The sequence below is a fragment of the Erwinia sp. genome (genome assembly GCF_031978025.1).
Classification (GTDB): Bacteria; Pseudomonadota; Gammaproteobacteria; order Enterobacterales; family Enterobacteriaceae; genus Erwinia.
Map to the genome: position 1 here is coordinate 1 of NZ_DALZCD010000182.1, position 5,339 is coordinate 5,339.

6 protein-coding genes are annotated in these 5,339 nt (G+C 47.7%); 3 read left to right on the forward strand and 3 right to left on the reverse strand.

The window, feature by feature from the left end:
* The first annotated feature begins 44 nt into the window (after positions 1-44).
* Positions 45-1,388, forward strand: coding sequence for an FAD-binding oxidoreductase (locus tag RTK32_RS14540; protein ID WP_312045209.1), 1,344 nt, complete (start codon positions 45-47; stop codon positions 1,386-1,388).
* A 70-nt stretch (positions 1,389-1,458) separates the two neighbouring features.
* Here RTK32_RS14540 and RTK32_RS14545 read toward each other — a convergent pair whose 3' ends face one another.
* The gene (locus RTK32_RS14545; RefSeq protein ID WP_312045226.1) at positions 1,459-1,815 is read right to left on the reverse strand and encodes an MmcQ/YjbR family DNA-binding protein; all 357 of its coding nucleotides are present in this window, start codon (positions 1,813-1,815) and stop codon (positions 1,459-1,461) included.
* 33 nt (positions 1,816-1,848) lie between these two features.
* On the reverse strand, positions 1,849-2,391 hold the full coding sequence (locus RTK32_RS14550) for a TetR family transcriptional regulator (protein ID WP_312045211.1): 543 nt from the start codon (positions 2,389-2,391) through the stop codon (positions 1,849-1,851).
* A gap of 318 nt (positions 2,392-2,709) precedes the next feature.
* Here RTK32_RS14550 and RTK32_RS14555 point away from each other — a divergent pair, with 318 nt between their 5' ends.
* Together RTK32_RS14555 and RTK32_RS14560 are read left to right on the forward strand one after the other, a co-directional pair.
* A complete protein-coding gene (locus tag RTK32_RS14555; protein WP_312045212.1) occupies positions 2,710-3,141 on the forward strand; it encodes a carboxymuconolactone decarboxylase family protein in 432 nt (143 codons plus the stop codon).
* Positions 3,142-3,404: 263 nt separating this feature from the next.
* Positions 3,405-4,295 (forward strand): hypothetical protein, encoded by an 891-nt coding sequence (locus RTK32_RS14560; RefSeq protein ID WP_312045228.1) that lies wholly within the window; start codon positions 3,405-3,407, stop codon positions 4,293-4,295.
* Between the two features lie 93 nt (positions 4,296-4,388).
* On the opposite strand, the gene RTK32_RS14565 is transcribed toward RTK32_RS14560, so the two are convergent.
* Positions 4,389-5,339 (reverse strand): glycosyl hydrolase family 28 protein (locus tag RTK32_RS14565; RefSeq protein ID WP_312045214.1); only part of this gene is annotated, 951 nt, incomplete at its 5' end.

Here is a 5,339-nt window from a genome sequence, read left to right on the forward strand (position 1 = left end):
TCTGCTAGCTTTATGTGTACCAATGTACATATAAGGAGGCCGAAATGTACGCCCGAATTATCAGCTCTCTTAAGCGATCTATCAGGGGCACAATCTCTTCAGGTCATGAAGCGGGGCAGAAGTTGCGGACTGGCCTGTGGAATGGGATAGATGAAGTAAACGCGCCCATTTCTGTTCGTTGCACAAGCGTATCTGATTTACAAAATGCCATACGTATTGCGGCTGAATACGATCTGCCCGTCTCAGTGCTGGGCGGTGGCCATGACTGGTACAGGCGTGCAGTTTCGACAGAAGGGATTACGTTAGATCTCCGGGATTTGCGGGACGTCTCAATTGATTGTGACAGCTCAACGCTGAGTGCTTCTGGCGGTGTGATTGTCAAAAATGCTTTAGACGCCCTTCCTCAAGGTTATGCACTGGTTACAGGGGTGCATACTGAGGTGGGGCTTGCCGGTCTGGCGCTGGGAGGGGGCTATGGAAAGCTAAACCCCCGCTTTGGGCTGGTAACGGACAACCTTATAAAAGCAAAAATGGTACTGGGAGACGGTTCCCTTATTACCGCCAGCAAAACAGAAAACCCTGATTTATTCTGGTCGCTACGGGGCGCAGGTAAAAACTTTGGCGTGCTGGCTTCGGCAGAGTTTGCTATCCACCGATTACCTCCCGTGCTGACAGCCACGCTCTTTATTGAACCTGACTACGCCCTACAGGGGCTTAAGCGTCTCCAGGAAATGTTGGATGAGGGGGACGACAGGTTGAGTATTTTCTCTACGTACTCAGCCCTTCCTGGCAAGGGGGTAGGGCTTACTCTTGAACCAATGTGGACGGGGGATGAAATCACGGGAGAGAAGTATATCCGGCAGCTGACTTTGCTGGCAGGCGCCACGCTGGTCAAAAAAGGCTGGTCTGAATACAGGGAAACCTATGACAGTGCTTCCGATCGCAGTTCCTGGCCTAAAGGGCGTGGTTACCGGATGGACGCTTTTAACCTCAACTATCTGAATGATGAGGTTTCGCAAGCAGTGATTGAATGCTGTCTGCGTATGCCTTCAGAACAGAACTGCATTATGCTGCATGACTTTCGCGGCCATGCCGCGAATATCGCTGCTGAAGAAACGGCTTTTTCTCATCGTCGTGACCATTTCAACATGCAGATTGTGGCGAGCTGGCAAACCGCTGCTGAAAAAGTGCAGGGGGATAAGTGGATGTCGGAGATTCAAAAAATTATTGGGCCGGTTAATGCCTTTGGATCTTACCCGGCAGTGCTGGGACCAGAAGGTCAGGAAAGAGCACGCAACTTTTATGGAGAGTCGCTGAATAAGCTTCAGGTAATGAAAAAAAGATATGATCCTGAAAACCGCTTCAATGCCCCATACGGCATTTTTTAAATGTCTGTGTCACCGTGCCAGAACCTGACTGAGTGAAACTTTATTACGCCGCTCTGGCGGCGTGTTCGTTTCATTTTGTGGTCAGTTCATAACTTTCTGCTAAAAGATCGTGGATTTCTTTTGATGACAGAGAGCCTGCAAGCACAATGCTTACCCAGTGCTCTTTGTTCATATGATAAGCAGGCAAAATACCCTCTTTTTTTCTCAGAGAGCCGATATGTTCTGGTCTGACCTTGACCTCAAGAACATCGATTTCATCTTCTTTCTCAAGACCAAGCTTCGTGCCGGGAACGTTCATCACGATTCCAAACCACTTTTCGCCATCATGATGGCGCAGAACCGCATAGCCCGGCAAATTGCTCCACAGATACTCCGGCTCGGCTTTGTAATGCTCTCGGGCATATTTAAATAAAGTTTCTCGTTTCATCATCTCTCCTGTTTTGATTTTTAAAACTAAACGTCAGGGCTGCTCTGCTGGGGCATGAGCAAGGGTATGTTGATCGGTTGCAGATATACGTTTGAGCAAAGCGATGATTTCCTCATACGGTAGTCCGCCCTCAGGATTAAGGAAGTTTTGCAGCAACACGCCTTCAATGCAGACATCAAATGCTCGAGCCGTTGCAGGCGGAAAAAAATGCTCAAGGCTATGTCTGGTCGCGTTTGACCAGCCCGTCAGAATCTGGCGATAGGCGGGCTCACGCGTCGCCAGGGAATAAAACTCGTAGAGAACGGCCATATTCTGACGATTTACCCACTCTCTGTCGGTCATCATGGATGCGAAGCATTCTATTGCGGCTTCAGGATTCTCAGCTTTTTCCATTCGGGATGTCACGAACTCTGCACTTTTCTGCGCAAAGCGACTGAAAACGAGAAACAGAAGTTCGTCCATGTTTTTGAAGTGGTAGGTCATTGAGCCCAGAGGGACACCGGCACGCCCGGCAATAAGACGATGCGTGATGCCGGCTACACCGCATTCAGCAATAAGCTCAAATGCTTTATCCACTATTTTTTCCTTACGCTCAGGGTCGTAGCGCCTGACTCTTTTTACCCTTTGCTGAGTTTTTGCCGTCATCACAGTCTCATATAAGTACGTATGTACATAGAGTAGTGGCTTGCCCTGAGAATTCAAACTGTTCAGAAGAACCGGGCTGCAAGTTGAGGGTTTGTAATGGTCTTTTCTGATTGATGCAGCAACGTCCGCTTCTGGCACAGAACGGACAGGATCCCTGAATCTTTCCTACTCCTTCAAGAGCACTCTGGATCACTTCAAGACAGACAGAAATGTATAATATCTTCAGCCTACATCTTAAGGAGATATTCAATGTCCCAACTTCGTTTGCCTTATACCTCACTTTCGGGTGAAGCCTATGCAGGCTTGGCATCTACAAAAAAGGCGCTTGAGAAAAGTACGTTAGGAAAAGAACTTATCGAACTCGTTTACCTGCGAGTATCACAGATAAACGGCTGTGCTTTCTGTCTGGAAATGCATGCAAAGTCTTTGCGGACTGCAGGTGTAGATAATGCAAAAATTGACGCGCTTTCAGGATGGAAAGTAAGTTCTCGTTTTAATGATAAGGAAAGAGCGGCACTGGACTGGACGGAGGCATTAGTCAACGTAAGTGATACATTCGGAAAGGATAGTTATTTTGAACCTCTGAAAGCTCACTTTAGTGATACAGAAATTTCCGATCTGACTTTTGCAATTTCCCTGATGTCTGCTTTTAATCGCCTGGCTATTGGAATGCGTCAATAATCTGGCTTTAGCTTATCTTGATACTACATATGCTCTTTTATAAGTCTTTAACAGACAGAAAATATCCCGGTTTTGTTTTATGGCATACACAACCGGGTATAACCAACGTCCGCTCCTGGCACAAAGCGGATGGACGTGCAGGGCAACGTCCGCTAAGAGCGGATAGCGGACGTTAAAGCTTCATATGCCGCTTGCTGTAAGAATAAAAAAAAGGAAAATCGGTGGGATTAATTTGCTTAAGGGGGCGATATCAGATGGATATGATGCTTAAATTTATGCTTTCCCACTATGCAGAACTACCTTTGCCGCAGAAAACCCTACATAGCTGGCTTGAAAAATGGATTAGTGAACAGACAGAAAGATGCGCAGACAATGCTTTTGCGGCAAGGTTTCCGTGGAAAGAAACGGGTTTACCCCAGTCCTATTTCTTACAACGGAAGCTTTGCATCGATGGTCGACATTTTCTGACAGGCCCACGTTACAGAGGGGGCGATATTAACCGCCCTTTCGTTGATATTGTGGCTTCGAGCGCTGACATTGATGATTCCGTGCTCAAAGCTGTCAGCCGGGAATGGGCGGATTTAAAACCACAACACATTCGCCAGCTTGCGCCCGGTAACAATACCGTCCAGGGGATGACTGACCAGCTTGTATATGCATCCTGCCTGTTTAATCAACCAAAGTATTATGACAATGGACTTACCTTGAAACCCGCCTCAAGTGCTGATTTTGACTGGTGTCGAAATGCTCTGCTGGAGGCCTATCAACATTCATGGTCTACAATTCCTGCCTTATCAGGCAGCCTGTGTTCTGTAGATAACGAAGACCTCGGTAACCATATTTCTAAAGGCCATACGTATATTGTTCAGGAACAAGGCGTTCAGGTCGGACTAATCATTTGCGAGAAAGAGAAAGTTGCCTTTTTAAAGGGTTACCAAATTTCGGAAGAAGTGATACTACCCGCGTTTCGCGGACGCTCTCTGGCTTCCTGGGCACAGTGTTTACTTCGTAACCACCTTTCGCACTTTAGCCGGGAGGCTTGCTTAATTGCAGGAACCATTCTTCCGGAAAATTTTCCGTCTATAAAAACAGCTGAAAAAGCGGGGCGTACCTGTGTTCTCAGATATGAGTTTTTGCCCGTGATTTTTGATTAGCGATACATTGCCATAATGCGCCAACGTCCGCTCCTGGCACAAAGCGGACATTAAAAGCCGCCAGATTACGCAGCCAATCCCTCGTTCATTGCGTTAATCTGTTCCGCGTTTCAATTTTAGCGTTGCATCGGGGCCTTTTTCTATCGTCGATCCTTCCTTCACGGAAACGTTCAAGTTATCGCCTTCCCCCGTGACATACCTTGCCTGCACGCCATAACGGGCATCAATCTTAATGTTATTTAGCGCGACATCGTGTATTGGGGACTCCGGCAGGCCGCTGAAAATCATGGCATAGGTCGCTTTAGTCGCGACCAAATCTGAGATGTTTATCCCTTTGAATTTCGGCGTTGATGCCGTCACCGGGGCCGTTTCTATAGGCTGGGTTAGCGTGTGCCCCTGTGCTCCCGCCTGGCCGCTGTAACTGTTAGTCACCAGGATCGGCGTAGTCACATTGGTCATGGTGAGATGGCTGGCGACAAGCGGGCCGATGGTGTTGCCCCTGTCTCTGGCTGATTTGATGCGCACGCCATTTTCCGTATTCAGAAATGTCACGCCAGTGATAGTCACTTTGCCGATACCGTTAGCGGTTTCACTGCCCACAGAGATACCGTGCCCCTCACGCATAATGGAGTTGTTGATGGTGATATTCTTTGAGGCGGCTGCCGTGCCATTAACTAACCCGGATTTAATGGCAATATTGTCATCGCCCGTATAAATATCCATATTTGAAACCGTCACATTCTGGGAGGAGACGATGTCTAGGCCATCAGTATTCGGCGAAGTGACAGGGTTGGTAATCTTCACATCGCTCACATGAATATCGGTGCTATTGCGAATAACAATGTTCCACATTGGCGAATTAGTCAGATGCAGTTTTTGAATCTTCCCTTCGGTGACATCATTAAATTCGACAAACCAGGGGCGGGGAACGCCGTTCGCTAAAGGAATTCCGGGAAAGCGATCGGTGAAGGCTTTTTTATTTCCTCCTCTCACTTCGCCACGAATTTTCAATGCTTCAGGCCACCAGGTTTTTCTCCATCGCCA

Excerpts from the sequence above, each read along its gene's own strand:
- RTK32_RS14540 (WP_312045209.1), top strand. The coding sequence starts at position 45 with ATGTACGCCCGAATTATCAGCTCTCTTAAGCGATCTATCAGGGGCACA.
- RTK32_RS14560 (WP_312045228.1), top strand. The coding sequence starts at position 3,405 with ATGCTTAAATTTATGCTTTCCCACTATGCAGAACTACCTTTGCCGCAG.
- RTK32_RS14555 (WP_312045212.1), top strand. The coding sequence starts at position 2,710 with ATGTCCCAACTTCGTTTGCCTTATACCTCACTTTCGGGTGAAGCCTAT.
- RTK32_RS14545 (WP_312045226.1), bottom strand. The coding sequence starts at position 1,815 with ATGAAACGAGAAACTTTATTTAAATATGCCCGAGAGCATTACAAAGCC.